We start from the raw sequence: 26,770 nt of genomic DNA, 5'->3' as shown, positions 1-26,770 counted from the left end.
CTCCGTGAGTTCGAGAGTGTCTTGCTTTCATGTTGATCGCCATGCCGAAGGATGTCGCCGAGAGTAATCGTTCAGCTTGACCATAAAATCAAAACCGTCTAGCCATTGTCATAAACATGATAAAACAACTCAAGTATTATGCCCTGACATTACTCATGAGAGGTAGGCGCATGGACTATTGTTTTGTCTCCCCGGACCGCTTGATTCCCACCGAAGAGGTGGATCTCGAAAGAGTTAATGAGTTGCAGGGGCAAATCCTGCATGCGGGCTCATGGACGGCGCCGATAACAGCTGAGAAGGACGCAATGTTCGTAATGGACGGTCATCATCGGCTAACGGTTGCCCATCGTCTCGGGCTGGGCGCAATACCGGTGATCCTCCTCGATTACAGCGCCGTGCGCGTGGAGAGCTGGCGCCCAGGTGAGACGATCACGCCTGCGAGCATCTTCGCGATGGCGCGCAGTGGCCGAAAGTTTCCCTGCAAGACGACGCGGCACATTTTCGATCAAGCTTTGCCGAGCTGCGACGTGCCTCTGCAGCTTTTGTACCGGCTCAAGCCGGACGAAGCTGCGCCGACACATGCCATTGGAGCGTGGTCATGACACTTCATTGCCACAAGCTCGGCGCTGGCCTGCCGCCAATTCTGCGATCGTTGACCGCAGACCTTCTTGCTCAACAAAGTACGCAGCTTTTTGACTGGGTCGCGCGATACGGTTCTCCGCTCAATCTGATCTGGCCTGAAGTCTTGCAGGAAAATCTCACCGCCTTAAAGGGCGTGTTGACGGAACATCGCGTCGAGCATGCGCTCTATTACGGAGCGAAGATCAACAAATCGCCTGGACTCATTGGGGTTGCGCTCCGCACAGGTGCAGGTATCGACGTTTCCAGCTTGTACGAGCTTCGAGACGCCAGACAGCTCGGCGCCAATGGCCTTAAACTCGTGGCGACTGGGCCGGCGAAGACCGACATTTTTCTCAAAGAGCTTATCGCCTGCAATGCTCTGATATCCGTGGATTCTCCAGAGGAGCTGGAGGATCTCATCAATTGTCTTTCACCAGAAACGAGCCCACAGCCGGTCCTCCTGCGTGTGCGGCCAACGAACCAGGGCAATAGCCGCTTCGGCATGCCGGCGGAGGCAGTCATTCAGTGCCTTACGCGCATTGCTCAAGAAAACAGACTGCACTTTAGCGGGCTGCATTTCCATCTCAACGGCTATCGTTGGGAGGACCGCGCCGCAGCTCTTAGGGAGGCTGCAGCTCTTGTTGCTGAGGCCCGCAGAATGGGCTTTTCTCCAAGCATGATCGATATTGGCGGCGGATTGCCCATACAATATGTCGATCAACAACATTACCAGGCGTATCTGGCGTCGCAAACATCTGATGACTACCGCACGGGCAAAGTTCCCGGTTCCTTTTATCCCTATGGCAGTGTTCTTTCAGCGAAGGACTGGCTACGCCGGCTTTTGCAGGCAGAAACAGGCGATGGGCGCGCAATCGCTGACTATTTCGCGCGGGAAGGCCTGATCCTTGGAATGGAACCAGGCCGCGCCCTGGCTGATCAGGCGGCCATAACGGCTTTCCGGATCACGCGGGTGAAGGCGTTAGACCAAAACACCCATGTCATCTTCGTTGAAGGCAGCAGCTTCAGCGCTTGCGAAACCTGGTTTGCCTCGGAGTTTTTGGTCGATCCCATTCTCATCCCAACCGCGAGAGCGCCCTCCTTGTCGCCGCCGATCCGCGCTTATCTGGCCGGCCACAGTTGTCTGGACGATGACGTTCTCAGCAACAGATGGTTGACCTTCCCTATCACGCCGCAAGCCGGTGATCTGTTGGTTTATGCCAACACCGCCGGTTACCAGATGGATCTCCTTGAAAATGAATTCCACCGCCATCCCATGCCCGCTCGCTTGCGCGTGATGCGGAGCTCAGAAGGCCAGATCACCCTCTCTCCCGACACCATTGAAGAGGTATAGATGATGCATACGTCCATAACTCAGTTGATCGGCCAGACACCGGTAATGTCGATCGCTGTTCCGCATCGGGATTGCACCTTGGTCCTGAAGATCGAGAAGAACAATCCGGGCGGCTCCATGAAAGACCGCATGGCGCGCAGCATGGTTGTTGCCGCGCTTCAGGATGGGCGCCTTGCTCCTGGCGGGACGATTGTCGAATCCTCGTCCGGCAATACCGGCACCGGACTGGCGCTCGCCGCGGTGGAATTCGGACTGCGCTTTATCGCCGTGGTGGACCATCATGCGGCGCCGGACAAGATCCGGATGATGCACGCGCTCGGCGCTGAAATCCGTTACGTGGAAGGCGATTTTCGCGAAGACGAGGTGGCTGTGGTGGAAAGGCAGCGGTTGGCGGCACAGCTTGGCGCCCAACTTCCGGGAGCATTGTTCATGAACCAGTCAGACAATCCGGCAAACCCTGAAGGCTATGCTGGTTATGTCGACGAGTTGCTGTCCCAGCTCCCGGACGGCATCGACGCATTTGTCGGCTGCGTTGGCACCGGTGGCTCCATGACCGGCATATCCCAGCGCCTCAAGCGGCACAATCCGGCGATACGCACCATCGCCGTGGAGCCAGTCGGATCGATCGTTTTCGGCAAGCCTGGGCACCCTTACTACCAGTCGGGAACCGGCACACCCGCAGGAGATGAAGTCGGCAAGGTGCTGGACTATAGCTGCATTGATGAAGGCGTGCAGGTAACCGACACGCAAGCCTTCGAGACGGCGCGTTATATCGCCCGGCGAAAGGGCCTTCTCGTGGGCGGCTCAACGGGCGGCGCCATCTACAAGGCATTGGAGTTTATTGCGGCAGGCAAGCTCAGTGGCACGGTCGTGACGACGGTTGCCGATGGCGGAGAGAAATATCTGAGCACGGTATTCGACGACGAATGGATGACAAAGCGCAATCTGTTCGATCCGGCAATTGCCGCTCAGTTAGATGGCTGGCTGATCGAAAAGGCACATGCGGCATGAAGGTGACAATCTGTGGCGCAGGCCGCACCGGGCACCTGAATGCGGTCCTTTTCAAGCAAAATCCGGATATCGAGGTCTCCGTCCTGACCAACTCCACCGCGGTTGCAGAACAATGGGATAAAGATGACGCTCTCTGGCAGGCCGAAATCCAGGACAATCGCATCCTGAGCGCCAGACCCGACCATGTCGGGACCGATCCGGGCAAGGCGCTCGAGAACACCGATATCGTGGTCATAACGCAGCCCGCCCAGGCGAGACTTGCACTCCTGCTTCGGATAGAACCGCATCTACCGCGCGATAAGAGCGTTTTTGTCGGAGCGATTCCCGGCTTTTGTGGCTTCGACTGGCTCGCCGCAAAGGCTCTATCGAGTCATGACAATGTGGTGATCTGGGGCATGAAGGACGTGCCGCATATCGCCTTTGACCTGATCGCGGGCAAGCGCGTGCGGATGGGGGGTGCGAAGGCCGATCTCTTCGTGGCGCTTCATCGCCGGGAGAGCGCTACAAGTAGCGCCGCTCTCGTGGCAATGTTGAACTGCCTCTACGATGCCCCCGTCGCTCAGCTGCAGGACTACCTCGAAATCACATTGACGCCGGGCAACGCCCTGATGCATCCAGCCGTGCTCTACGCGCTCGTCGGCCCCGGCGCTCCTTGGGAAAATAGACCCTTCGACGATTTTCTATGTTGGTGGAGTGACTGTCCTCAGGCAGGTGCCGAGTTGCTGGAAGCCTGCGATGCGGAAAACCAGGCGATCCGGCGGGCGAGTGAAGCACATCTCGGCGTCGATTTGAGTTCTGTGAAACCGCTCCGTCAGGAATTGATCGAGGCCTATGGCCACCAGATCGAAGACAGCCGAACCATGTACACGCTTCTGCGCACAAATCGCGCCTATGCCGGCATTCGTGCGCCCCTCATTCCCAATCCGAACGGGCCGGGGCTTGTCATCGATCGCGAAAGCCGTGCCTTCCACGAGGATATCGCCTTCGGACAAGCGCTGCTCATCACGATGGCGGAACGGCTCGGTGTAGCGGTTCCAGCCATCGCCAGGACCTATCAGTGGGCCCGCGATTATCATGGCGGATTGGCGGGCAGCATACCGGATTATATCCCGTCGAACTGGCCGGAGGCCGCCTAATGGATGAGAGAATGACGTCCCTCACAGATCATGGTCAAGAGAATGATGCAAAGCTTCTGGCCGATGCTGCAAGCAACGCGATCAACCGGCTTGTCCGTTGTCTTTTCGCTGAGCGTCTGCTGGATCCAGATGCATTGTTATGGGCACGCGACGGGCGGCAGGCGTGGTTCCCCCTTTGGCCGTCGCGCCGCGTGCTGCATTTTGCCGATCTTCGCTCCGCACCTGCCGGAACGTTGCAAAATCGCGGGCAAATCGAAGTGTTAGATAGCGTTGGCGTCCGGCACAGGATTGACGGTCCTGTTGCCTTGATGAGAGAGGCTGCACCTTCCCTGACGATTGCGCTCGCTCCCGATGGGCTGGAGCATCTGCTGCGCGATGTTGACAACAGCATCCATAATGATGTCATCGCGCGACGCCACAGGCAAAACTGGAGCGCGGAACTGCGCCGGAAAATATCCGCGGCGGATACGCGGGGCTTTCTTGGCTATCTCGAAGGGACCCTGCCGTCGCACCTGGCCGCCATGACCCTCGACCAGTGGGGCGCACTCGAGGGGCATCCCTTCTATCCCACATGGAAGGCCAAGCCCGGCCTCGCGCCGGACGACGTGGTCGCCTTGTCGCCGGAGTTCGGGGCCCGGGTGCGCCTGCGCATCGCAGCACTGCGCAGTGATTGGGCCTATGTGGAGAAAATGCCCCATGTCGGCAGCTATTCGGAGTGGTTTTCGAAGAACTTCCCTGATGTGTGGCAAAACTGGAGCGACGGTCTGAGAGAACGTGGCAAATCGCCCGAGAGCTGGCTTCCACTCCCTGTCCACGCATGGCATTTGGACAACTTCGTGCACGAAGAGTTCGCGCCCGAGATCGAAGCCGGTATTTTCGATCCGGCCGGACCGGAAATCGAGACGCTGCCATCCATGTCCTTTCGAACCATGCTGCCGGAAACGCCGGACCCCAGACCTTTCATCAAGCTGCCGGTCGCCATCTGGCTGACGAGCGAGCAGCGCACGTTGCAGGCGAAGTCGATCCATATGGGGCCGCGCCTCAGCACGCTGATTTCCGACATTCTGTCGAAAGAAGATGATCTCAACAACGGGCTGGAGATCTTTGTCGAAGAACTGGGGGCAATTCTCCACCACCCTGAAACCGGCGACGAGCATCCTGGTCGGTTCCTTTCAGTCGTCTATCGCAACATCGATTCCTTGGCACGCGATGACGGACTTTTGCCGATAACTGTCGCAGCCCTTTTAACGGCGAACCCAGTCGACGGCCGCCCAGTCCTTTGCGAGCTTATCGCCAGAAAAGGCGGCGAAACCGAAGCAGGCGTTGCGGCGTTCTTCCGTGCTTATGCACGCACCGTGATCCGGCCGACGCTCGCCATGTATCTGCTCTACGGAATTGCGTTCGAGGCGCATCAGCAAAACAGTACCATCCTGTTCGACCATACGGGCCTGCCGCGGAAGCTGCTTATCCGTGATTTCGGCGACGGCCGCAGTTTTGCCCCCTTGTTCAAGGAACGGGGATACGATCTGAAACCGTTCAGCCGCGAGGGGATTTTGCCGACGACCTTCGATGACGATATCAGCCCCGTGCGTTCCTTCGTGATCGATGCCTGCTTTGTCTGCCATCTACACGAGATCGCCTTATGCCTGAGCGAGCAATATACGCTGGCGGATAACGGTCTATGGCGCATTCTGCGGGAAGAGACGGAGCAGGCGCTTGATGCGCTGCGGCCACGTATGTTGTCGGATGCATTTTGGATCAAGGAGCGGGAAGCCTTTCTTGACAATCCCTGGCCGACCCGTTCGGTGCTCCGCATGCATCTGGAGCGCTATCGCGATTATCGGGTCGAACACCAATTGCCCAATCCGCTGGCGAGCGCAAAATGACCGGTGCAGTTGCCGCACTTCGCGGCTTTGGACCCGCCTTCGCGCTCCTGTTCGGCCTGCAGTTCATTTCTATGGGGGCGATGGAGATGAGCGGCCCCTTTTGGCCGATTCAGATCAAGGCGCTCAGTTCGTCTGAAAGCATCTTCAGCCTTGCTGGAATTGGCGTCTATGTCTGCCCTATGCTTGGCATCTCGCTGACAAGCGCGTTCTGGGGACGTATGGGCGATCGCTACGGCAATCGGCTGATGATGGTTCGGGCGCTGATAGGGCTGGCGGTCACGCAAGTGCTTGTCGCCTTTGCCCAGGACGTCTGGACAATTCTGGCGCTGCGCTTTCTGCAAGGCGCCTGCGCGGGCTATATTGCGCCGGCGCAAGCTTATGGCGTGCAAATAACCGGAGGCCGGGACCGTGCCGGGCTCTTCGCATGGCTGCAGGTGGCGACCAATGTCGGCTCGCTGGGTGGCGCTTTCCTGGGTGGCCTCATTCTGGATGCCATGCCTTTCGCCGTCGTCAATCTCACCGCGGGTGTTATCTGCGCGGTCTGCGCGGTCATTGCATGGATCAGCTTGCCGGCGCGCCCCGCCGGGTTGGAAACGTTGCAACCGCCAAAGGAGAGAACAACGCCTCAAGTGACGAAAATGGACGCCCCTGTTTCGGGACTTCTCGCGCTGATGGGAATGCTGCTCGCAAGCAGGATGGTTCTGCAGGTTCCTTTCTCCCTCTATATGACGGATGTGTTCGGCGCCCATCATGCGATAGCTGGTTTGAGCTATGGATTGCTCGCATTAGGTTTTGTCGTCAGCGCCCCCATATGGGCTCGGCTCTTTGAAGGGCGCGCGCTATCCTATGTATTGGGATGGAGCGTATGGATTTCCGCAGCCTGCCTGGTCGTTACCGAGTTGGCCGGTCTCACCAGCAGCATCAGCCTTTTTATGGTGCTCTATTTTGTCTGGGGCGCGCTCTTGGGAGGAACCACACCGGTGCTCCTGGCGCTCATTTCAGCAGCGACACGGAACGATCAGCAAGGATCGGTGTTGGGGCTTGCCCAGACTTGCCAGCAAGGCGCCTCTGTTGCAGGAATAATCGCAGGTGTTATAGCGACCCAACGCTTTGGTCTGGAAGCGGCATTCCCGCTCGTCGCAAGCCTTTACGGCGTGTCGCTGCTGATTGCGCTCGGTCTATGGCTCAAATCGCGCTGGCCAATCAGCAAGGGAGTATTGTTGTGAAGAGAAGACCTTCGATGTTGCGTGCCGTGATCCTGGCCCTGTTGATCCCGGCAATGGCGTTTGCAGGAGAACAAGCCGCTGGCGATAAACAGGTACCAATTACCGTCACGGATATTGCCGGTCGCAAGGTGCAGGTGAACGCGCCGGTGAAACGCATACTCCTCGGAGAGGGACGGCAGCTCTATCTCATCGCGTCGCTGGAACAGGAAGACCCGTTGGCCCGCATCGTCGCCTGGCGCAACGATCTGATTGAGGCCGATCCTGCCACTTATGCGCAATATCTCCAAGCCTTTCCAAAATTGGTCGACCTTCCTTCGTTCAAAGGCCAGGAGAACGGCCTGATCGACATAGAATCGACCATCGTCCAGAAGCCTGATGTCGTTCTGCTCAATCTTGAGGCGAAACGCGCCAATGAGGACGCCGAATATGTCGAAAAGCTCGCGGAGCTCAATGTTCCCGTCCTCTACATCGACTTCCGTCATCATCCCCTGCAGAACACCGAGAAAACCATCCGTCTCCTGGGCAAGATCATGGGACGGGAGGCGCGCGCGGAAGAGATCATAGCATTCCGCCACCAGGCCATGGCTCGGGTCACCGACGTCCTCGACCGGGCCAAGCCACGGCGCCCCAGGGTGTTCATCGAACGGATCGGCGGCTATGCCGACGATTGCTGCTTGTCATTCGGCGCGGAAAACTTCGGAAAATATGTCGAGCTTGCCGGCGGTCACAACATCGGCAGCGACATCATCCCAACCACATTCGGCCAGCTCAATCCAGAACAGGTGATTGCTTCCAACCCCGAGCATGTGGTCGTCACAAGCGCCGACTGGGAAGCCTATGTGCCTGGCGGCCACTGGATTCCGCTTGGCCCGGGCGCGGATCGGGATGTGACGCGCAAGAAGCTCGAATGGTTCACCGGGCGTATCGCCTACACCGACATTGCAGCCCAGAAAACACGGAATTTTCACGCCATCTGGCACCAGTTTTACAACAGTCCCTATGAATTTATCGCAGTTCAGCAATTGGCGAAATGGTTCCACCCAGACCTGTTTGCCGATCTCGACCCGGACGCGACATTCGCCGAATATCATCGCCGTTTCCTGCCGATCGCGTTTCGGCCGGGCTACGCAGTGAGCCTCTCCGATAGCCCGTCATGAGGGCAAAGGATGCAGCTTTTTTGGAAGGATGAGATGTAAAGTCCATGCCGGGCGCTGCCGCGTAGCGCCCGGCATTCCTTTTCTAGAAATCTGTCGTCATTGACAGTTTCACCGTTAGCGGCGCGCCTTGCGACAGCGTGCCAAAGCTCGCGACGCCGGACCAGTAGTCATGGTCGAAAACGTTTTCGACTTCGGCCCTGAACGTGACGGGCCTCTCGCTGATCTCAGTATGATATCTCGCTCCAAGGTCGAGCCGAGTCCATGAAGGGATCTCCATGGTGTTCGCGGTGTTGACGGATTGCTTGCTGGTGTGGATGATATTGCCGGCCAGCGTCAGCCCGGGCAGGAACGGCGTATCCCACTCCGCGCCCAGATTGACCTGCAGCGACGGAACACCGATAGGCTTGTTACCGCGCGTGGCGGCGTTTACCGTTTCCGTCAATTCGCCATGGAGGAACGTCGCACCGCCGAGCAGCCGGAGCTCTGGCGTCACTTCGCCGAAAATGTTGAGTTCGACACCGCGATTGCGCTGCTCTCCCCCTTCAACGAAGACGAGATCGTTCCCGCGCGTTTGCAGTTCGCCGAAAGGCTTCTCGATCTGGAACACGCTGAGGGTCATCGCCACCTGGCCCAGATCGACCTTCGTGCCGACCTCATACTGCCTGGACCGGTAGGGAGACAGGGTTTCTCCCGCATTGACCGCCGTCGTCGGCGCGCTGTCGCCGACGCTGAGGCCTTCGGCATAATTGGCGTAGAACGAGATATTCTCCCACGGCTTGACGACAATGCCGGCCAGCGGCGTGAAAGCGCCTTCGTCGGATGACGTGGTAACGGCGCCCGTGGCATTATAATTTTCGGAATCGATGTGCTGCCAGCGGCCCCCCAACGTGACCAACAAGCGGTCATCCATCATGGAAAGCGTGTCGGAGAGAGCAAGTCCGTAAAGTTTGTTCTCGGAAACTTTTGGAGCGTGGGCCGGGTCCGGCACGTCCTGCTCGGGCCGGGGAAAGGGATCATAGAGATTGGTGAATTGTTCCGTCCCGGATTCGATGCCTCTGTCAAGGCTCTGGCGAAGGCCGCTTGCCTGCAGCGTAACCGTATGGTCGATGCTGGCCGTCTCGAACTTGGCACGCACGCCCGTCTCCGCGGTCGTCCTGTCGACATCGAAGATAGCGTTCTGCGGCGTGACACTGACATCGCCCAAAGAATTAAGAATGACCGGCGTGCTGAAGAGCCGTGTGACACGGGAGCTACCGCCGCCAATCGCCGCAAACACCATGACATCGTCGTTCAAATCATACTCGACCCGTCCCAGCCAGGAGAGATCCTCGCTCTTCGACCATTCCCAGGGCCGTTGAATATTGAGCCTGCCATCGGGCGCATCTGGAATGCTTATGCCGGCGACCGGGAAGAAAGGACGCTGCGGCGCGTCGAAATCTTCCCGCTGGCCGATGATGTCGAGCGTCGCCCGCAGCCCTTCGCCCTCATAGTCGAGCCCCAGGGCGCCAACCGCAACCTTGCGCGTCTGATCGTCGATCGGCGTGTCGCCACCATGAAAACTGCCATTGAACCGGACGCCGAACCGGCGATCTTCGCCAAACCGCCGGCTGATATCCAGATGGCTGCCTCCGTAGAGGTCCGACATGTAATCCGTGGTAATCCGCGTCAGGTCGACATCCCCAGCGCGTTTGGGGACGATGTTGATCGTGCCTCCTACGCTGCTGTTCGGCGAAATGCCGTAGAGCAGCGCGGTCGGTCCCTTGAGTACCTCGACACGTTCGGCATAGTCCGTGAACAGGCGATAGGTCGGGGCAACGCCATATACGCCATCGAAGGCGATTTCGCCGAAGTTCCCCTCACCGAGGGGAAAGCCCCTGACATAGAAGGAATCAAGCATGCCGCCAGATGCGTGGGTGCTTCTTACAGACGGATCGTTAGCCAGGACATCGGCGACCGTCCGCGCTCCCTGGTTTTCGATCGTCTCTGCCGTGTAGCCGGTGATATTGAACGGCGTGTCCATGAAGTCGCGGTTGCCGAGTAGTCCTACACGGCCGCCGCGGGCCACCTGCCCTCCGGGATATTCTTCCGGCAAAGTGGTTATCGTCGAGGTCGATGCGCCTGTGTTTATGTCGATGCGCTCCAGCACGATATCCTGCGCAACAGCAACTGGGCTCACCGTCAGAGCCAAGACGGTCACCAGTCCAAAACGCAATTCCATATGAAGCCCCCTCTGTGAACAGCGACCGCATTGCTTGCACGACTAGAAGCTAATGCAGCCAGTTTGAGGGTGTTAGATAACATGAGAAAATCTGTCAACATATTTGCGAAAGGGCCCCTACCGGAATTCGCATTGCAACCTGCAGGAGTTTGCTGGGAAGCGTCGCCTTAACATTTTCGGCGGTATTTTCCGGCATGAGCCTGCACCCGCCGACCGATATTGCGACGCGCCGATACAAGCGTCATCGTTTGCCTGCCGAGATCATAGCGCATGCGGCTTGGCTCTATTTCCGCTTTCCGCTGAGCCTGCGTCATGGACAATTGGCTTAGCCTGTGCAGAAAGCGGAAGATAATAGTTTCAAGGCCGTCCCTGAAAAGCAGGCAGGCTTTGAGCGCCGCGCGTCCGAATGGACGCGCGGCGCTCAACCTTGACGGAAAGGGCTGGCAGGGCCAGAGTCTGGAGATGATTACGAGAACCGGCGGATTGTGCGGCGCGGTTCGCTGCGAGGTGAGCGGAGAACCTTTGGCCATCGCCACTGATGGAACTCACATATGTAGCCGGCGTTGTTCGGCAAAGGAGGACTTCTCTTGAGCCAAGCCTCTCATCCAGACAACGCTTTACACCACGTGTGACTTTCCATTAAACCGCAAGAATCAGAATACAATGATATCAAGGCGTTGCGCGGGCACTTAATTTGATAATTAGCAGTTAATTGTGATAATGGTCGCTTGATTTTGGCACTTGATGCGAGAATATGGTTCCCAATATTTACGGCCACAACACCATATCATCGAGAAGCCTATAGCCTGCGTCGACGGCTGTAAGCCTCCTCCCAGATGCAGTGAATTTGAGAATCGAACGACCGACATTCTCATAATTAAGGGTCTTCCACACTTTGTGTGGAAGACCCTCATTAAGTGCCGAGCGACACATGCCTCACGCTCTGAGGTTCGACCATTTCTTCGAGCGCACGAGCAGCGAATACGCCGCTCGTAGAGGGCGGTAGCCACGCAGTCCTGGAATCGGCCGAAGAAAAGTCAGTATAGCCAGCCTCTCAGGCCGCACGATACTTGCGGCTGAGCGCCGCACTTCCAACAACCGTCATCAAAAGGGTGACGATAAGTAATATGAAAGCGAGTGCTGCCCCAAACGGCCAGTTGCTGACGCGGCTGAACTGATCATAGACGGCTGGTGCCATCATCTGGAACTGCGGGCCGCCAAGAAGAACAGGCGTCGCATAGGCGTTCATGCACAGGATGAAGACGAGAACGCTGCCGGCCACGACACCAGGGGTGGCCAGCGGCAGGACAACCCGGCGAAAGACCGTGAGCGGCCGCGCGCCGAGATTTCCGGCGGCTTCTTCCACCTGGCGCGGTATCCCCTCGATCACTGCCGAGAGCGTGAGCACCATGTAGGGCAGAACCACGCCGACAATGCCGACAATCACTGCGCCAGGTGTATAAAGCAACCTCAGAGGGCCCACGATAAAGCCCGCTTCCTGAAGAGTTGCATTTATGAGCCCGTCATTGCCGAGCAGGGCAATCCAGCCTGCTGAACGGACGACATTTCCGACAAGCAGTGGAAAGAGGGTGAGAATGGTGACGGTGCTTTTCCACCTGCTCTCCATGCGCGACAGCCAATAAGCGGCCGGAAAGGCGAGCAGCAAGGTCAGCACCGTGCTGGATAACGCTACACCGAGCGTCACCATGAGCACCTGCTGATAATAAGGGTCCGTGACAGCTCGGAGATAATTTTCCGCAGTCAAAGCCTCGACCATGAGAACCATCGGATCATAGTGGTTCAATGAGATGCGGGCCATCATCAGCATCGGCACGCCGAGCAGCGCACAGACAAGAAGTCCCGCCGGCAGGATGAAGACGGCCGTTTCGTGTTTTCTCATCCCTTGAAGTCTCTGTTCCAGAAATCGAGCATCTCCGCCTGATATTTGGCCAGATACGCGAAATCCGGCCTCCAGAAGCGCTCCTTCTCGGCCTCCGTGAAGTTGATTCTCTTGTCGAGTTCAGGATCGAGGATTGCATCCGAGACGGTCGGGACATATCCCATCTTCGCGGCAAATGCCGTTTGTGCCGCCGGCTCAAGCATGGCGTCCAGGTATTTGAGTCCATTCTCTTTGTTGCGTGCGTTCCGCGGCACGGCTGCCTCATAAACGGTCGGAAACGCACCTTCTTCGGCAATCACATGCCCGAGCGGGATACCCGCCTCGTTCCACATGTAGCCGCGTGCGGCCGCGATGATCGTCATCCAGATCTCCTCCGATTTAAACGCCGCAGCGACAGCTTCGGTGGAGGCCAGCACTTTCGCATCCAGTGACCGCCATTCCATGAGCTTTTTCTTGGCCGGCGCGAAGTCGGTCATCGAACCGCCGCCGGCAATCGCGGCGAATGCGGTGTTGGTAGTGAACAGGAAATCGGAGAGACCCACCTTGCCGCGATATTTCGGGTCCCACAAATCATGGATCGACTTCGGTGGGGTGGTGATGCGATCGGTGTTGTAGACGATGGTGTGCGCAGAGTAGATCTGCGGGATGGAGTGCGATTTCCTGAGAAATGGAAACACGTTCCCCATCCGAGGCACGTTCTGCTCGTCAAGTTCCTCCAGCGCGCCAAGCTCGGTTGCGGTGAACATGTCGAAGTCGGCAAGGCAGGCGACATCCATACTGCCGCGCCGGTTCTGACGCTCGGCCATTAACTTGGTGCGACGAGGCACGGGCCCGGAAACATCCTGCAGAACCTCGATGCCCTGCGGAACCATGATGGCCTGATCGACACCTTCGCGAAGAAGATCGCCATAGTCCCCGCCCCAGGTGCCGACAATGACCTGGGAGGATTGGGCATATGAAACACGCGGCAGCAGCGTCGTGGCTGCGGCAACACCGATAAAATCCCGCCGTGTAAATTCAGTCATGTTCTGTTCTCCTCTGGTTGCTTGCATTCAAGCAGGAAGCAGCCGCGCAGCGGCGGGATCCCAGCTTATGTTGACCGTGTCCCCGGTCTTGATGTGGCGCAGTGCGTCGTTATCCTGCGGCGTAGGGCGGATGGCCGTGAGAACGGTGCCATCGAGATCCAATTGATATTCGGTCTGAGCGCCGAGATAGAGGACTGCGCCGATCCGCGCAGTCAGGCCGCTGCCATCAGTTCCAGGCTGCATGGCGATGCGCTCCGGTCGCAGTGCGAGCACGCTCGCATTCGCTGGTGCGCCCTCCATCCTGCACGGCAGCAGACTGCCGCTTTCGCTACGCATCGCGCTGCCCTCGATCGTGCCTTTGACGATGTTGCAGCGCCCCACGAAATCCGCGACGAAGGCATCGGCCGGATTCTCGTAGAGCTCTTCCGCCGTGCCGACCTGGCGCACACGACCGCCCTCCATCACGATGAGCCGGTCCGACATGGTCAGCGCCTCTTCCTGATCGTGTGTCACCAGGAGCGTAGTGAGGCCGAGGCGTTGCTGAAGGGCACGGATTTCGCCACGAACCTGGGCACGCAGCTTGGCGTCGAGGTTGGACAAAGGCTCGTCAAGGAGGAAAACCTCCGGATTGATCACGAGCGCGCGCGCAAGCGCCACGCGCTGCTGTTGGCCACCGGAAAGCTGGCGCGGCAAACGCTCGCTCAGATGATCGAGTTGGACAAGCTTCAGCGCTTCCATGATATGCCTGTCGCGCTCAGCACGTCCGACACCACGCATCTCGAGACCAAAGCCCACATTTCCGGCGACGGTCATGTGAGGAAACAGGGCATAGGATTGGAAGACCATTCCTGTCTGGCGCGCATAGGCTGGCATTTTCGTCACGTCCTGCCCGGCGATGACAACGCGGCCTTCCGTCGGCTCGATGAAGCCCGCCACCATGCGAAGGGTTGTCGTTTTGCCGCAGCCCGAGGGCCCGAGAAGCGAAACGAGTTCCCCTTCCCCCACGTCGATGTCAACGCGCTCGACCGCGACGGACTGACCATATTCCTTGCGAAGTCCTTGAAGAGAGAGAGTGCCCATTTATAGCGACCTCCTTGAGGAGCGATCAGACGATCCTGGACAGCTTTACAAACTTGTCCGTGATCAGCATCAGCGCCGCGACGATGACGATTTGAACGGTCGCGACGGCGGCAAGCGTCGGGTCCATGCGGAACTCCAGATAATTGAGCATTGCGACCGGAAGCGTCGTCTTTCCGGGGCCGACCAGGAGCAGCGTGAGTTCCAAATTCTCGAAGCTCTGGATAAAGGAAAACATGCTGGCGGCGACGATGCCCGGACGCAGCATGGGCAAAGTGATGCGTCGAAAGACCGTCCAGGGTCGCGCGCCGAGATTGGCGGCCGCCTCCTCGGCTGCCCGATCCAGCCCCTGAAGGCTGGCGGTCACGACACGCACTGTCCACGGGATGGTCAGCAGGACATGGGCGGCGATGAGGCCGGCAAAGGTACCAACAACGTCGCGGTCCAATGCGTTCTCTATCCTGAGATAGAAAAGGTAGAGTGCCGTACCGGCGACGATCCCGGGCACGATCAGCGGACCGAGCAGAAGCGTGTTGATTGCGCCTTTGCCTGCAATACTACTCCTGGAAAGCGCAAGCGCCGCCGCCGTTCCCAGAGGCACACCGATGATCATAGCGGCCAGCGCAACCTGGGCGCTGACAAGGAAGCCTCGGGCGAACTCGCTTCGGCTGAAGGCATTTGCGTACCAGTGAAACGTAAGGCCGCTCGGCGGAAACGAGACGATCTCGTCCTGGAAAAAGCTCATGACGAGGATCATTGCCACGGGCGCAAGCATCAGCACATAGCCAAACGCGATGATACTGCGGTAGCTGAGGCGAGCGAGCGCTGCCTGTAGCCTGTTTACAGCTATCGTACGGTGATGGCGCAGATCGGCATCATGAGGTACACTGCTTCGATCACTGTCGTCGCGGCGGGCCTTTGAATAGATAGGATCGGTGAAAGTCATCGGTTTCCTCCTATCCTCTATTCAAGATCGAGAGGAAGGCAGGCGCCACAATCTCTGCCATAGTCTCGACGGCAGACAGATGGGATTCCCGCAAGTGACCAGCTACATGAAGCAGGTTGACCTGACCCAGCACCGTGCCCTGCCGGCGCACGGGCACATTCAGTATGCTGCCGCAACCAAGGGCGAAGATTTTTTCATGGTCGGGAAAATCGCGCTCGATATCTCCAACTTCGGTGGCAACGTACGGCGCACCGGACGTCAGCACCCGCGCCATGGTCGGCGCATCTGCAAGGTTCTTCGTCCCATGCGAAGGAAAAACATCGGGCCGGCTGCTATAGAGCCGTTCGGCCATACCGTGCTGCGGGCGATAGAGCAACGCCGTGAAAAGCTTATGCCCGATGGCTTCATCGAGTAGTCGATCAAGCACACGAAGCGCGGCGTAGGGCTGGTCGGGTTCGCTCAGCGCCTGCCTCAGCGCGGCAAGTCGGTTGGCCGACACCTGAACCGCGCGAGCGCTCACGGCGCAATTTCCTCGACCAATGGGAGCTCAAACGCTGACGCTTGGTCGCCGCCGAAGGCCAATGTCAGCAATGGCGGCCGGCCGTGAGGGATTTGCCCGCTATGGTCGGCGTCCGCACCGGCGACGGACAGGCGAATGCGACTGCCGGCAGCGAAGCGCCACGCGACCGGCAGCAGCGGAATGCGGATGCGCTCGATCTTGCCAGGTGTCAGCGGAGCGGCGTCCTGGCGGGAGAAACTGCGGAACGGCCATGTTGTGCGGTAGGTTTCGGGGGACGGTGTTTCCTTGCGATGCAGCGCACGCAAAAGCCCCTCGGTCACGTAATGCTCAGTCCCATCAGCCTCGATCTCCGAGAGATAGACGAACAGCGCCGCATCGGGTTCGTCTGCCGAAAGCCAGAGGTCGGCAATGGGGTGCCCAACGAATTCCGCGGCTTGCTCCAACGGCGCAGATGTATAGCTGAGCATTCGCTCTGTGCGACCTTGCCAGTCCGGGTAATAGATCCGCGCATCAATACCGGCGATGCGTTCGTAGCGGGTGCACTCCCCGGTTCCCAGCGTAAAATCGACTTTGTAAACGTCGGCTCCGGTCCCATCGGGCACGGCATCCGAAAGCTGCTGCTTTGGAGCGAGAAAATATGTCTCCTTCGACCGGGCCGGCGGCCATTCCGCGGCGGCGCGCCACTCCTGCGCGTGCATCGTGAAATAATGAACCGGCGCTTCGTCACGCAGGCCGGTATCCAACCCCATGAGATAGTTGTCGAAGAAGCGCAGCACCTCGCCGAGTAGCGGAAAATCAGCTTCCTCCGTCATCCGCCACGGCGAAACATCGATACGCGCGCCATGATCCCACGGTCCAAGCAGGAGATGGCGCGGATTGTCCTTCAGCGTCAAAAACCTGGAGATCGCTCCGTTCATGTAGCCGGCGCCGTCGCGCCAGCCCGATACAGAGAGGACGGCCACATCCGGCTTGATACCTTGTGAAACGGCATAAGGGCTGAACGAAGCCGAACTGAAGCTCGGATCGTAGGGCAGTCCCTCCTCGCGGAAACTGAATTCGCGCATGAAATCCGTTTGGCGAAAATTACCGAGATGCTCCCGGATGGCCTCACGCAGCAGAACACCATCCGGATCCTCGTCAACGGGTTGAGGGCCTTCAAAATCGGGATTGTTGAAGTATGCAAACTGCTTGAGAAGATCGCGCTTGTCGTGGTCGAGCCCGATCATGAGGTCATCATAGACCTGCATCAGCGATTTGAGCTGAATGCCGCCGGGATAATAATTATCGGCATAGGTGTCCCAGACGGAGAACAGCGGGGCGATCGCCTTGACGGCAGGGTGCCCGGTACTCGCCAGAAAGTCCGACGCCGCGCCAAGATAGGAAACTCCCGTCGCGCCTATGACACCGTTTGACCAAGGCTGCGCGACGATCCAGTCAGCAATCTCGCGGCTATCTTCGCGTTCCTTCGGGGAGCGGAAACTATCGCGGGTGCCGAAGCTTGCGCCAGTACCACGCACATCGACGATTACGACGGCGTAACCACGCGGAACAAAGAAATCTCGAAACTTGCCGGTGTTTGGATTGACTTCGCCCTTGCCTCCCGGTCGCAGCTTGAAACGGCGGTAGTAAGGCGTGAATAGCGCGATGGTCGGAAAGCCGTGATCGGCACTGAAGTCCGGAATTTGCGGGACATAGACATCGACGGCAATTCTGCAGCCATCGCGCATAGTCACATAGTGCGATTCAGGCGCAGACAGATCGAAGTCGACCGGACGGTTTGCGACATATTCGCTGGGAAAGGTCTGCCAGGCGCGACACATGTCGGCATGTATATTCATATGATCCCCTCGCGACCTGCTGTGGCGGCCGAGTTATTCTTTATGGCAAGAATTTGACATTCCCCATTAAATGTGTCAAATGCATAGTGCTTCATTTAACATGCGTATTACGCACTTTATGGGATCGTCACTTGCCAAGTCAGCGGGGGTTGGAAGCGCTTCGCGCCTTTGTCCAAACAGGCTCAGTTTCCAAGGCCGCCGAGCGCCTCGGACGAACACAGCCGCAAGTTGGGCGACTTTTGACAGCACTTGAAGAGGAAGTCGGCTTTCCGCTTTTCGTCAGGAAAAGTCGACCGCTGGCGCTCTCCCGAGAAGGGCGGGAGTTCTACGCTCAGGTTGAGCGTGTGCTCCTGGGATATGACGACTTGCATCGCTTTGCCGCTCAGATGCGCCTTGGCAGCCGCGAGCATGTGCGTGTCCTGACGGCTCCTTTTATTGCTCATGCCATAGTTGCCGATGCTGCGGCGGCGTTGGCCGCGCGATCCCCGACCTTTACCGCTTCCATTGAATCCCGGGTACGTCTCGATATCGAGACCTGGGTTGGCCAGGAAAACTTTGATCTCGGTATTACCGTCCTGCCGATCTCACACCCCGCCTTCCAAGTCGAAGAATTCTTACGCATCGAGGCGATGGTGGCCATGCTTCCCGACCACCCGCTCGCCCGGAAAGACATCGTTGATTTCGAGGATTTCATCGAGATGGAGGTGATCGTCACGCATCCGCGGTCGATCATCCGTCAATATCTCGAACGCCTATGCCGGGAAAGGGGACGGTCTCTCAAGGTTCGCTTCGAAGCGACAAACGGCGTGATCGCTTGCCAACTCGCCGGCCGCGGCCTTGGGTGCTGCCTGTCGGACCCGTTCGTTGCCCGCTCGAGCGGTGTGCCAGGTCTCGTTCTGCGGCCGTTTCGACCGGTCTTCCCTCTGCACTATGGGTTCCTCTACCCCACCTGGCAGTCACGGTCTCTGGTTGTTGAAGACCTGGCGAGCGAGATCGTCGATATAGCCGAAGCACAATCGAAAACGCTCGGCACCGACACATAGTACTCCTGCGCACGCCAAGCGCCCACCGGCTTTTGGGGCGACGCCGACTTCGCGCCGTGGTATCCGCCGGGACTCGACCCTTCCCACCTAGCGACCACCTACTTCCGCCAGCAATCAGGAATCCCCAAAAAAGTCCATCCAAAGCATCAGATTCGCAAGTTGTGGTTACCAATCCAGCTTTGGGCCGGAGAGAAAGACGATAGAGCCCCCGCAGCTACGAACACAGTGGTTGCTGGAGCGGTGTTTTCGCGGCCATGTGTGCCGGGAGATCTAAACAGGCGCAGTTGCAAGGAGCCATCGGACTTTGATCGAGCAGCTTTCCACGCGCACTTCAACGCGAAGATTGTCGTTTTCAATCGTGCACTCAACATCGTGCCGGAACAATAAAACTTCGGGATTCCGAATGCCGCCATATTCGAGGCATCTCTTTGCCCTTCTGGTTTCCTTGTTAGCCTTTGTGCTTGCCGGAAGCGCGAGCGCGCAGCCGTGGCAAAGCACCGATCCCGCATTGGCTGGATGGTCTGTCGGGAAGCTGAAGGCGGCGCCGGATTATGCTGCCAGTCTGAAACCCACGGCCGTCATGGTGGTGCAGGATGGCAAGGTGATCGCCAGTTGGGGCGATATTTCCCGCAAGGTGAATGTCGCTTCCGTTCGCAAGAGCTTGCTCAGTACCCTTGCCGATCTCGGCATCGATGACAGACCACCGGCGCTCACAACGGCGGAAATGCGCGCCACCGTGCGCGATCTGCTCATGCTCTCTGGCGCGATAAGCTGCAGTTCGCTTTAATAGCTTCGATTCTGGCCATCGTCTCTCTTTGCTACCTGCGGCGTGAGAAGATCGATGAGACCGAGAGCCGAGTCTTTCCAGTCCGGATCGGGTCTGATGCTGGCAATTCCGGTCAGAGCACGGAGCAGGTCGAGCGGCTTGACGTCGATCCGGGCTCCGGTGCCGTCGGTCGCCCCGGCAACCAATGCCGAGATCGGAGCGGACAATCGAGCATGCGTTTCGGTGTAGAGATCATCCGATCCGTCGATCAGTGTGCTCAGGGCGTCAGCCATGCCGCGTTTCGTATCCAGAAAACCAACGAACATCCGAAGCCATTCCCGAAGGGCCGTCACAGGATCACGGTCGGCCCTCAGTCGCTCGGCCGCCCCAATGAGCTCTTCGACCTCCCCTTGTAGACCTCCTCAAGCAGCGCGTCCCGGGACGGGAAATGACGGTGCGGAGGGGGAACAGCTCCCCTCCCTGCCCCATCGGGCGAGCTCGACCTTGCGGACGAAATCACGCTCAATGAGGCACTCCTGCGCTCAGGGGGCGCCGATTTCTGCACTGAACGCGATCCGCAATTAGTTCTCAAGAATCAAAGGCGGCAGGCTGGCGGCAACGTAACCTCAGTGTCAGCAACTCAGATCTAGACGACTTGATACCCCCCTGTCGCCTTGATCTCCAGAAAGTCGACAAGGCCGAATTCGCCGTGCTCGCGGCCGTTGCCCGACTGCTTGAAGCCACCGAAAGGCGATCTCGCGTCCCAATCGGCCTCGTTGATGTAGACCATGCCGACCCGCAACTGCCGCGCGATCCGCCGCGCCGCAGCATTGTCCTTCGTCTGGATGTAGCCGGCGAGACCGTAGACCGTGTCATTGGCAATGCGCACGGCATCATCCTCGTCCATATAGCCGAGAATCGACAGGACGGGGCCGAAGATCTCCTCCCGCGCGATCGTCATGTCCGGCGTCACATGGGAGAAGACGGTCGGGCGCACATAGTAACCGCGATTGAGGCCCTGCGGGCGGCCAAGGCCACCCGCCGCGAGACACGCGCCTTCCGAAATCCCGGTTTCGATGAGCATCTGGATGCGCTCGTATTGCTGGCGGTTGACCACCGGACCCTGTTCGGAAGCAGCATCGCCGGGCGCGCCTACACGGATCGCATCGGCCGTGCGGGCGGCCTCGTCCATCCTGTCATGCGGCACCAGCATCCGCGTCGGCGCCTTGCAGGCCTGTCCGCAGTTGGTGTAGCAGCCGTGCACGCCGCGAACGACGGCCTCCTCGAAATCGGCGTCCGGCAGAATGATGTTGGCGGACTTGCCGCCAAGCTCCTGATGCACGCGTTTGATCGTGTCGGCGGCGGCCTTTGCGACGGCGACACCCGCGCGGGTCGAGCCCGTGATCGACATCATGTCGATGTCGGGATGGCGAGACATCGCCTCACCCACGGTATGTCCCTCGCCGTTGATATAGTTGTAGACGCCCGGCGGGAAGCCGGCCTCATGCACCAGTTCGCTGAAGCGGATGGAGCTGAGCGGCGAATATTCGCTCGGTTTGACGACCATCGTGCATCCCGCGGCCAGCGCCGGTACGACTTTCACCACCAGCTGGTTCATCGGCCAGTTCCACGGCGTGATCAGCCCACAGACGCCGACGGCCTCACGCGAGATCAGGACGTCGCCTCTCGGCTCCTCGAACGGATAGTTCTCCAGCACGTCGATGATGGTTTCGAGATGCGCTCGACCGACCCAGGCCTGTGCGGCCCGCGAGAAACTCACGGTCGTGCCCATCTCCTCGGTCATCATCGCAGCGATCTCGTCGTAGTTCTCGTTGTAGAGTTCGAGAAGACGCTGCAGCAGACGCCGGCGCTCTGCCGGCGTCGTCATCGAGTAGGACGGGAAGGCCGCCTTGGCCGCGGCGACGGCGCGATCGACGTCCTTCGCATCGCCCATCGCGATCTCACAGATCGCTTCTTCGGTGGCAGGGTTGATCAGCGTATGGCGGCCGGTGCCGATCGGTTCGACCCAGGTTCCGTCGATCAGGAATTTCAACGCGTTCGCGTGCATGACAGTCCTCGATAGGATGGACCGGAGGGCGCGGCGGAGCCGCGCAGCGCTCCGTCAGTGGAAATAGATGCCGCCGCAGACGTTGAGCGACTGGCCGGTGACGAAGTCCGACTGGTTGGAGGCGAAGAAGCGAACCGGGCCGATGATGTCCTCGGGGTAGCCGAGCCGCTTCAGTGATGCGACGGTTTCCCAGTGGCGGATGGCCTCGTCGCTGCCGAGATTGTTCTTGCCCATCTCGGTAAGGATGATGCCCGGGCAGATGGCGTTGACGGTGATGCCGTCCATACCGACCTCCTGCGCAAGCACGCGCGTCAGCGTGATGACGGTCGACTTCGTCGCGGCATAATGGCCCTGCGTCGCCACGCCCTGACGCCCGGCGATCGAGGCGATGTTGATGATACGGCCGCTTTTCTTCGAGCGCATGTGTGGCAGCACCGCCTGGCACATCAAGAGCACGCCCTTGGCGTTGACGTCGAAATGCGCGTCCCAGTCCTGTTCGCTGAGGTCCTCCAGCGTCGACGGCTTGAGGATACCGGCATTGTTGACGAGCACGTCGATGCTGCCGGCCTCCGTGAGGATCGCTTTGACTGCCGCTTCGATTTCCGGCTTCGAGGTTACGTCGAATTCATGGACGAACGCCTTGCGGCCGGCGGCGCGCACCTCCGCTGCCGTTTCGTCAAGAGCTGCGCGCTGCGCGCCGAGGTCGAGGATGGCGACGTCATAGCCGAATTCCGCAAGGCCGACGGCGATGGCCCGGCCGATGCCTCTGCTTGCACCGGTGACGACGGCAACGCTGCCTGTTGGCATGATCTGCATGGTATTCCACTCCTGAATGATAAGGGTCACGCCGCGTTCTTGCGGCGAACGGGCAGGCTGTTCATCGCCGCGAGCGTATCGTCGAACGAAACGAGCTTGCCGTCCGAGCCGAGGCCCATCGCGACCTTGGCCGCAACGGCAGAGGCGAAGCGCGCCGCCTCGCGAAGTCCCCAGCCCCTGATGATCCCGACGATGATGCCGGCGGTGAAGCTGTCGCCGCAGCCGGTCGTGTCCGAAACCGGGATGTCGAAGGCGGGAAGGACGAAATCCTCACCCTTTTCCGGCGAGACATAGACGCCGTCTGCGCCCATCGTCAGGATGGCGTTTTTCACGCCCCGCGCCTTGTAGAATCGCGCCGCCTCGCGCGGATCGAGCGTGCCGGCCATCTCGCCGGCCTCCTCGATGCTCGGCACGAAATAGTCGATATAGGGAAGGCACGGCCCGACGAGCGCGAAAGTCTCGGGATTGGCCTGGATGAGATCGAAGGTGGTGATGCGCCCGAGCGCCTTCGCCTTCTTGAGAAGACTCACCGTCGGCTCGCCATCGAAGGCCTTCAGGAGGCCCGTACCACCGACATGTACGACGCGGGCGTCCAACGCCGCATTGAGGTCCTCGTCGGCGACGGTGAAGATGGCCGCGGTACCGGGCACATGCAGGGGTCAGAACAAGAGCTGCTCAAAATCGTACGCTAAGGTCGAACGGAGCATGAACATCATGCCACCCGTCGGATTGGTGCTGGCAAGCGAAGCGATCTGAAGCCTTCCGGCATCTGGTGCTCAGAATCCCAAGTGTAGATGCCTGTGAGGTTGATGTGTTCCCAACTGAGCGGCGAGACATGTTTGAGCAGGTCATTCGGGATAGTCCGACCCGCCATGCGCAGATGCGTGGCTGCGCGGTCAAGATAGACGGTGTTCCAATGGACAATGGCACTGACGACGAGATTGAGACCGGAAGCGCGGAATGCCTGGCTCTCGAATGACCGGTCACGGATTTCTCCGCGCTAGTGGAAGAACACCGCGCGTTTGAGCTTATGCGCTGCCTCACCCTTGTTGAGGCCGGCTTGGCACCGTCGGCGCAGGGCCGGGCTCGAATACCATTCGATCATGAACAGAGATCGCTCGATCCGGCCGAGTTCCCGCAGCGCCTTGGCCAACTGGCTTTCCTTCGGAGACGCCGAGAGCTTCTTCAGGATCGTCGAGGGGACGACGGCGCGCGTCGTGATCGACGCTGCCAGATGTAGCAGGTCATCCCAATGGTCAAGGATCAACGCGGTGTTGATCGGTGCGCCGATGTGGTTCGTCAGCGCCGGGTAGGCGTCGCCTTTCTCGAATGTGTGGAACTTTCGATCTTTGAGGTTGCGTAGCCGAGGCGCGAAGCGTTTGCCGATAAGGGCGAACAGCCCGAAGACCCGATCGCTCGCGCCGCCAGTGTCAGTAAAATGCTCCTGGATATCCAGGATCGTATCCTGGTCAAACAGGCCATCGAGCACGTAGGCCGCTTCGCTCTCAGTGGGGCTGATGGGCAAGATACTGAAATAGCCGTACTGGTCCGACAGGTGGCTGTAGAATTTCGATCCCGGTTCGCTGCCATAGTGCAGATTGACGTCGCCGCGTTTTGCCGCTCGGTCGCTCGCACGGAAGAACTGTCCGTCGGACGACGCGGTCGTTCCGTTACCCCACAGGCGGGAATGCGGGTGACCGGTATGTGCGTCGGTGATGCAGGCCTGAGCGGCGCGATAGGTTTCTGCTCGGGCACGGAACGTGCGCATCCAACCAATCTGATGGGCGCTGATGCCCTTGGATGCGCCGGCCATCCGCTTCGGACCGAGATTGGTTGCATCGGCCAGAACGCCGGCCAGCATGGCAGAGACATTCCGTGGGGCGTCGCCTATGCGGACATGTGTGAAGTGATCGGCAAAGCCCGTCCAATCATGCACTTCCCTCTGGAGATCAGGAACTTCTACCAGCGGATACATCTCGCTGATCTCTGCGTTCAGTTCTTCGGCTGCCGCAGGAACGTCGCCGACGGTCGGCGTCACGATCAGCGTTCCCGCTTCGAGACGAACACCCTCGAGCTTACCAGCGCGAGCGCGATAGGTCAGGCGCTTCAGATTGAAGTCCAGCACCTGCTTTACTTCGTTCAGCCAGGCGGCGACGTCACTGCCTACACCAAGGCCAAGCCGATCCTCTTCCTTCATCGTGGTGAATGTAGATCGCGGCATGAGGTGCTCGTCGATCGGGCGGAACGAGCGGCTGCCCTCTACCCAAATATCCGCCGAACGAAGGCGCTCGCGCAATGCGGCGAGAGTGGCTATCTCATAGAGCCGGCGATCAGGCTTCTGCTGCCCAAAGATCAGTTTCCGATCGGTTGGACTGAGATGGCTGGTCGGAACACGCTCGGGCAGGGCACGCCGTCCCTCCGAATGAAGTCTTCGGAGCATCGCAATGGCTGTGAGCAAGGAGTCGTGGCGGCGCGCTGAACGGAACGTAAAGGTCGCCAGGAACGCCGTCGCATATTTGAGGACGCCACTATGCTGCTCGGCCGCCAGGACCAGCGGGGATGCCTCATCTTCCTCCACCATTGCTGCAAGCTCTGGCTTCATCCGCAGCAGCCGGTGCCAACCGACCTTCTGGTCGAGCACCTCAAGTGCGTCCTGACCCCGATCGTTGGCCGACTGCAGCGCCGATATCGTATCGAGGAACAGACGCAGGGCCTTGGAGGCGTCTGTTCGGTGGTCCATGTGCCGCCGTCTCTTGCGGTTGTGCGCCTTGGAGAACAGCCGCCCGATCAGCTTGATGAACATCGTCACGACGTCATCGGTTAGCTTCTCGCCGAGCTTGATGACCTGCGCGACGATCAGGGCGTGACGACGACTTGCATTGAAGTCGTTGGCCAGCCACGCTGGCGTGGCATTACCCTCACGGACCATCTGGCCCCATCGCCCGGAAGCCACGCGCGTCTGCAAACCGGAATCGATCCCGAGTGTTCGCAGGAATGCAATTCGTTGGGTCAACCCGATCAGATTTGAAGCTGCCGGTGCTTCGGGCGCCGACCGCAACCAATGGAAGCGGGTCTGACCGATCGCGGCATCAACCTCGAGCAGCTTGTCGAGCGCCTGCAGCTTCTCGGGTGCCAGACCTTCGATAAGCGCACCTTCGGCGCGGCGGCGAGCTATGGCGCGAGCCGCAAGCCCCATTCGCTCGATGATTTCCGCCGCAGGCAACAGTACTCCGCGTTCTCGCAGGGTAGCGACAATGGCATTCACAATCGAAGCGCCGCTGTCGGACATCGCGGCCGCCTCAATTGCCGACAACAGCCCCACGCGACGATCCTGAGCTGTCGCGCTTCTGACGCCGAGATAGATCATCAGGCGCGCAATGTGATCACGACGCGTCTCTTCCCGGCGGGCATAGGTTGTGAACACAGTGGGATCGGCGCCGATCTAGTCGGCGACATATCTCAGCATCGCAAGTGGCGGAATTTCGCCTGCCGCCAGCACCCGTCCCGGATGTCGCATCACGCAAAGCTGAACAGCGAAGCCGAGCTTATTGTGCTCGCGCCTGCGCAGGTCAATTTCGAGGCGATCCGCCGCGGACAATGAATAGTGTCGGATCAGGCTGTCCTCATCAGCCGGTATATCGAAAAGCCCCTGTCGATCCTGAGTTTTGAGAATCTTGCGCCTGGCCACTGCTAAACTCCGCACACACACCAACTCCCGCTCAATGTTGCCGAGCTGAATGGATGTGGAAACGGAAGCTGTCGCGTTGCCATGACTATCCACAGGGATCAGGCATCAAGCCCTGAAAATCGAGAGACACAAACAAACCCTGTTCGTGCTTCGTTTGACCTTAGCGCACGATTTTGCACAGCTCTTGTTCTGACCCCATCTCCGCCCGCCAAAACCACCCTCACTCCGAGGGCAGCCAAGTATGTACTCATGACTTTCCCACCAAGTGCGGGTTCGCGCTCAGGGGAAGACCAACAGCAAGATTGGCACCAACTAGGCAGGCTCTGCGACGCAATTCTCAAGAGGGGTCACTAGGTCGTAGTGACGATTTAAGGTTTTGGGATTCCAAAATTCCGGCAAATCAGATTCAACACTGACTTTTGGAGGTCAGTGATGGATTGCGATGTTCTTCGGGATGATCAATGGGAACGGATCAAG

At 59.2% G+C, this 26,770-nt stretch carries 20 protein-coding genes and 2 pseudogenes; 10 read left to right on the top strand and 12 right to left on the bottom strand.

Annotation, left to right across the window (positions count from 1 at the left end; genetic code table 11):
- Positions 1-170 precede the first annotated feature (170 nt).
- From C5748_RS24965 to C5748_RS24935, 7 genes are read left to right on the top strand one after another with little or no spacing between them, the layout of a single operon-like run.
- Positions 171-602, top strand: coding sequence for a ParB N-terminal domain-containing protein (locus C5748_RS24965; RefSeq protein ID WP_105745460.1), 432 nt, complete (start codon positions 171-173; stop codon positions 600-602).
- On the top strand, positions 599-1,972 hold the full coding sequence (locus C5748_RS24960) for a Y4yA family PLP-dependent enzyme (protein WP_105745413.1): 1,374 nt from the start codon (positions 599-601) through the stop codon (positions 1,970-1,972). The genes C5748_RS24965 and C5748_RS24960 overlap by 4 nt, the downstream gene beginning before the upstream one ends.
- Positions 1,973-2,983: a PLP-dependent cysteine synthase family protein gene (locus C5748_RS24955; RefSeq protein WP_105745412.1), complete on the top strand. Its 1,011-nt coding sequence runs from the start codon at positions 1,973-1,975 to the stop codon at positions 2,981-2,983. It begins immediately after the preceding gene.
- Positions 2,980-4,119 carry an NAD/NADP octopine/nopaline dehydrogenase family protein gene (locus C5748_RS24950; RefSeq protein WP_105745409.1) on the top strand — a complete coding sequence of 380 codons (1,140 nt, stop codon included), beginning with the start codon at positions 2,980-2,982 and terminating at the stop codon, positions 4,117-4,119. The genes C5748_RS24955 and C5748_RS24950 overlap by 4 nt, the downstream gene beginning before the upstream one ends.
- Entirely contained in the window at positions 4,119-6,005 is a 1,887-nt protein-coding gene (locus tag C5748_RS24945) for an IucA/IucC family protein (RefSeq protein ID WP_105745407.1), read from the top strand. Before C5748_RS24950 ends, C5748_RS24945 begins: the two co-directional genes overlap by 1 nt.
- Entirely contained in the window at positions 6,002-7,231 is a 1,230-nt protein-coding gene (locus C5748_RS24940; RefSeq protein ID WP_105745405.1) for an MFS transporter, read from the top strand. The genes C5748_RS24945 and C5748_RS24940 overlap by 4 nt, the downstream gene beginning before the upstream one ends.
- A gap of 14 nt (positions 7,232-7,245) precedes the next feature.
- Positions 7,246-8,388 carry an ABC transporter substrate-binding protein gene (locus C5748_RS24935; protein ID WP_105745403.1) on the top strand — a complete coding sequence of 381 codons (1,143 nt, stop codon included), beginning with the start codon at positions 7,246-7,248 and terminating at the stop codon, positions 8,386-8,388.
- 82 nt (positions 8,389-8,470) lie between these two features.
- Here the strand turns inward: C5748_RS24935 and C5748_RS24930 are convergent, their stop codons facing one another.
- The 7 genes from C5748_RS24930 to C5748_RS24890 form a co-directional block, all read right to left on the bottom strand.
- On the bottom strand, positions 8,471-10,606 hold the full coding sequence (locus C5748_RS24930) for a TonB-dependent receptor (RefSeq protein WP_105745401.1): 2,136 nt from the start codon (positions 10,604-10,606) through the stop codon (positions 8,471-8,473).
- A 1,054-nt stretch (positions 10,607-11,660) separates the two neighbouring features.
- Positions 11,661-12,506 (bottom strand): ABC transporter permease, encoded by an 846-nt coding sequence (locus tag C5748_RS24915; protein ID WP_105745399.1) that lies wholly within the window; start codon positions 12,504-12,506, stop codon positions 11,661-11,663.
- A complete protein-coding gene (locus tag C5748_RS24910; RefSeq protein ID WP_105745397.1) occupies positions 12,503-13,531 on the bottom strand; it encodes an extracellular solute-binding protein in 1,029 nt (342 codons plus the stop codon). Before C5748_RS24910 ends, C5748_RS24915 begins: the two co-directional genes overlap by 4 nt.
- 27 nt (positions 13,532-13,558) lie before the next feature.
- Complete coding sequence (locus C5748_RS24905; protein WP_105745395.1) at positions 13,559-14,611, bottom strand: ABC transporter ATP-binding protein; 1,053 nt, start codon at positions 14,609-14,611, stop codon at positions 13,559-13,561.
- A gap of 25 nt (positions 14,612-14,636) precedes the next feature.
- On the bottom strand, positions 14,637-15,554 hold the full coding sequence (locus C5748_RS24900) for an ABC transporter permease (RefSeq protein ID WP_105745393.1): 918 nt from the start codon (positions 15,552-15,554) through the stop codon (positions 14,637-14,639).
- 10 nt (positions 15,555-15,564) lie between these two features.
- Positions 15,565-16,074 carry a GAF domain-containing protein gene (locus tag C5748_RS24895; protein ID WP_158259924.1) on the bottom strand — a complete coding sequence of 170 codons (510 nt, stop codon included), beginning with the start codon at positions 16,072-16,074 and terminating at the stop codon, positions 15,565-15,567.
- The gene (locus C5748_RS24890) at positions 16,071-17,912 is read right to left on the bottom strand and encodes a CocE/NonD family hydrolase (protein WP_105745389.1); all 1,842 of its coding nucleotides are present in this window, start codon (positions 17,910-17,912) and stop codon (positions 16,071-16,073) included. The genes C5748_RS24895 and C5748_RS24890 overlap by 4 nt, the downstream gene beginning before the upstream one ends.
- A gap of 86 nt (positions 17,913-17,998) precedes the next feature.
- Here C5748_RS24890 and C5748_RS29585 point away from each other — a divergent pair.
- The 3 genes and pseudogenes from C5748_RS29585 to C5748_RS24880 form a co-directional block, all read left to right on the top strand.
- Positions 17,999-18,220, top strand: a pseudogene (locus tag C5748_RS29585) (helix-turn-helix domain-containing protein); the annotation flags it as partial.
- Between the two features lie 57 nt (positions 18,221-18,277).
- A complete protein-coding gene (locus tag C5748_RS24885; protein WP_245581962.1) occupies positions 18,278-18,955 on the top strand; it encodes a LysR substrate-binding domain-containing protein in 678 nt (225 codons plus the stop codon).
- Between the two features lie 403 nt (positions 18,956-19,358).
- Entirely contained in the window at positions 19,359-19,742 is a 384-nt protein-coding gene (locus C5748_RS24880) for a hypothetical protein (protein ID WP_245581961.1), read from the top strand.
- On the opposite strand, the gene C5748_RS24875 is transcribed toward C5748_RS24880, so the two are convergent.
- The 5 genes and pseudogenes from C5748_RS24875 to C5748_RS24850 form a co-directional block, all read right to left on the bottom strand.
- On the bottom strand, positions 19,739-20,074 hold the full coding sequence (locus tag C5748_RS24875; protein WP_342588386.1) for an SbtR family transcriptional regulator: 336 nt from the start codon (positions 20,072-20,074) through the stop codon (positions 19,739-19,741). The genes C5748_RS24880 and C5748_RS24875 overlap by 4 nt on opposite strands.
- Before the next feature lie 293 nt (positions 20,075-20,367).
- Positions 20,368-21,789, bottom strand: a complete 1,422-nt coding sequence (locus C5748_RS24865; RefSeq protein ID WP_105745383.1) for an aldehyde dehydrogenase family protein — start codon at positions 21,787-21,789, stop codon at positions 20,368-20,370.
- Positions 21,790-21,843: 54 nt separating this feature from the next.
- Positions 21,844-22,635: an SDR family NAD(P)-dependent oxidoreductase gene (locus C5748_RS24860; RefSeq protein WP_342588385.1), complete on the bottom strand. Its 792-nt coding sequence runs from the start codon at positions 22,633-22,635 to the stop codon at positions 21,844-21,846.
- Complete coding sequence (locus C5748_RS24855; RefSeq protein ID WP_245581960.1) at positions 22,632-23,255, bottom strand: carbohydrate kinase family protein; 624 nt, start codon at positions 23,253-23,255, stop codon at positions 22,632-22,634. The genes C5748_RS24860 and C5748_RS24855 overlap by 4 nt, the downstream gene beginning before the upstream one ends.
- A 62-nt stretch (positions 23,256-23,317) precedes the next feature.
- A pseudogene (locus C5748_RS24850) lies at positions 23,318-26,293 on the bottom strand (Tn3 family transposase).
- Between the last annotated feature and the right edge of the window lie 477 nt (positions 26,294-26,770).

The sequence above is a fragment of the Phyllobacterium phragmitis genome, from assembly GCF_002980495.1.
Taxonomy (GTDB): Bacteria; Pseudomonadota; Alphaproteobacteria; order Rhizobiales; family Rhizobiaceae; genus Paramesorhizobium; species Paramesorhizobium phragmitis.
Note: the sequence above shows the minus strand (reverse complement) of the source record. Positions and strands in the feature narration are given on the sequence as shown.

Excerpts from the sequence above, each read along its gene's own strand:
- C5748_RS24910 (WP_105745397.1), bottom strand. The coding sequence starts at position 13,531 with ATGACTGAATTTACACGGCGGGATTTTATCGGTGTTGCCGCAGCCACG.
- C5748_RS24865 (WP_105745383.1), bottom strand. The coding sequence starts at position 21,789 with ATGCACGCGAACGCGTTGAAATTCCTGATCGACGGAACCTGGGTCGAA.
- C5748_RS24905 (WP_105745395.1), bottom strand. The coding sequence starts at position 14,611 with ATGGGCACTCTCTCTCTTCAAGGACTTCGCAAGGAATATGGTCAGTCC.
- C5748_RS24930 (WP_105745401.1), bottom strand. The coding sequence starts at position 10,606 with ATGGAATTGCGTTTTGGACTGGTGACCGTCTTGGCTCTGACGGTGAGC.
- C5748_RS24880 (WP_245581961.1), top strand. The coding sequence starts at position 19,359 with ATGCCGCCATATTCGAGGCATCTCTTTGCCCTTCTGGTTTCCTTGTTA.
- C5748_RS24940 (WP_105745405.1), top strand. The coding sequence starts at position 6,002 with ATGACCGGTGCAGTTGCCGCACTTCGCGGCTTTGGACCCGCCTTCGCG.
- C5748_RS24955 (WP_105745412.1), top strand. The coding sequence starts at position 1,973 with ATGATGCATACGTCCATAACTCAGTTGATCGGCCAGACACCGGTAATG.
- C5748_RS24935 (WP_105745403.1), top strand. The coding sequence starts at position 7,246 with ATGTTGCGTGCCGTGATCCTGGCCCTGTTGATCCCGGCAATGGCGTTT.
- C5748_RS24890 (WP_105745389.1), bottom strand. The coding sequence starts at position 17,912 with ATGAATATACATGCCGACATGTGTCGCGCCTGGCAGACCTTTCCCAGC.
- C5748_RS24950 (WP_105745409.1), top strand. The coding sequence starts at position 2,980 with ATGAAGGTGACAATCTGTGGCGCAGGCCGCACCGGGCACCTGAATGCG.
- C5748_RS24960 (WP_105745413.1), top strand. The coding sequence starts at position 599 with ATGACACTTCATTGCCACAAGCTCGGCGCTGGCCTGCCGCCAATTCTG.
- C5748_RS24900 (WP_105745393.1), bottom strand. The coding sequence starts at position 15,554 with ATGACTTTCACCGATCCTATCTATTCAAAGGCCCGCCGCGACGACAGT.
- C5748_RS24915 (WP_105745399.1), bottom strand. The coding sequence starts at position 12,506 with ATGAGAAAACACGAAACGGCCGTCTTCATCCTGCCGGCGGGACTTCTT.
- C5748_RS24965 (WP_105745460.1), top strand. The coding sequence starts at position 171 with ATGGACTATTGTTTTGTCTCCCCGGACCGCTTGATTCCCACCGAAGAG.
- C5748_RS24945 (WP_105745407.1), top strand. The coding sequence starts at position 4,119 with ATGGATGAGAGAATGACGTCCCTCACAGATCATGGTCAAGAGAATGAT.